The following is a 1,843-nucleotide window of genomic DNA, read 5'->3' as shown; positions in this document are numbered from 1 at the left end:
CACGCCGGGGGTCGCGGGTTCGAGCCCCGTCCGCCGCGCCATTATTTAAAAAGCACTGATTATATCAGTGCTTTTTTCTTTATCTTAAAGACACAATTAAGCTGCGAAAAAAGAAACAGGTAAGTAACAGGATATTGAAATACTGTTTAATCTTAATTTCTGATGATTGAAAAAAGGCCGTCTGAAACTTTTAAAGTTTCAGACGGCCTTTAGTCTATTGAAACAATAGATTAGATATCCAATTCTGCCGTATCGCCTTCTTTTTCCATCCATGCGCGGCGGGCGGCGGCTTCGCCTTTGCCCATCAGTTTGACGAAGATGTCGCGTGTTTCGTCATCTGCGCCTTCTGGGATTTGTACCTGCAACAGGCGGCGGGTGTCGGGGTGCATGGTGGTGTCTTTGAGCTGGTCGGGGTTCATCTCGCCCAAGCCTTTGAAACGGCTGATGGAATAAGCAGTTTCTTTAACACCTTCTTTTTGCAGCCGCTCCAAAATGCCGTCGAGTTCGTTTTGGTCGAGGGCGTAGAATTTGCGAGCGGGTTTGCTTTTGCCTTGTGCGTTGACATCGACGCGGAACAGCGGCGGCTGGGCGACGTAGATGTGTCCGTCGGCGACCAGTTTCGGGAAGTGGCGGTAGAACAGGGTCAACAGCAAAACTTGAATATGCGAGCCGTCCACGTCGGCATCGGACAGGATAGCGATTTTGCCGTAGCGCAGGCCGCTTAAGTCGGGATTATCGTTGATTCCATGCGGATCAACGCCGATGGCGACGGAAATGTCGTGGATTTCGGCGTTGCCGAAGAGTTGGTCGGGGTGGACTTCAAAGCTATTAAGCACTTTGCCGCGCAGGGGCAGGATTGCTTGTGTGGCTTTGTCGCGGGCAAGTTTGGCTGAGCCGCCGGCGGAATCGCCTTCGACGAGGAAGAGTTCGTTTTCGCGGATGTCTTCGCTTTCGCAGTCCGTCAATTTGCCGGGCAGGACGGCGACGCCGCTACCTTTTTTCTTTTCAATCTTTTTAACAGAACGCATCCGTGCTTGTGCCTGACGGATAGTGAGTTCGGCGATTTTTTTGCCGTAGTCCACGTTTTGGTTTAGCCACAATTCCAAAGGATCGCCCGATACAGTGGCAACGAGTTTCAGTGCATCGCGGTTGGTCAGCTTGTCTTTGGTTTGACCTTGGAACTGAGGGTCGAGGACACGGGCAGAGAGGACGAAGGCGGTTTTGCTGAACACGTCGTCGCTTTGTACTTTTACGCCGCGCGGCAAGAGGTTGTGCAGATTGATGAAGTTGTTGACGGCGTTGAACACGGCTTGTTTCAAGCCTGCTTCGTGCGTGCCGCCCAAAGGGGTGGGGATGAGGTTGACATAGCTTTCGTTGGCGCATGAGCCTTCTTCCAGCCAAGTCAGGGCAAAGGCGGCGCCTTCACCAATGCTGAAATCGCCGTTGTGGCCGTCTGAAATGTAGTTTTCACAGGAGAAGATAGGCACGGCTTCTTGCGCGTCGGCAATGAGGTCGGTCAGATAGCTTTTCAGGCCGTCTGGATAGTGCCAAGTTTGGGTGTGTGCTTCGTCTTCGCCTTTAACCGGACGGGTCAGGGAAACGCGTACGCCGGGCAGCAATACGGCTTTGGCGCGCAGCAGGCGTTCAAGTTCGGGAATGCTGTAATTCGGGCTTTCAAAATATTTGCCGTCCGGCCACACGCGCACTTCGGTACCGCTGTCTTTGACGGCGCATTTGCCCACTTCAGTCAATGGCTCAATGACGTCGCCACCGGAAAAGACGATGCGGTGGACTTTGCCTTCGCGTTTGACCGTTACTTCAAGGCGGGTGGAAAGGGCGTTGG

The 1,843-nt window shown here is 53.2% G+C and carries 1 protein-coding gene; it reads right to left on the bottom strand.

Annotation, left to right across the window (positions count from 1 at the left end):
- Window positions 1-230: 230 nt before the first annotated feature.
- The coding region (locus ACTHS3_RS12145) for a DNA topoisomerase IV subunit B (RefSeq protein WP_440368052.1) at window positions 231-1,843 on the bottom strand (1,613 nt) is incomplete at its 5' end.

The organism is Neisseria sp. P0009.S007, from assembly GCF_051962515.1.
The sequence above is the reverse complement of the archived record's forward strand: the minus strand, read 5'-3'. Positions and strand labels throughout refer to the sequence as shown.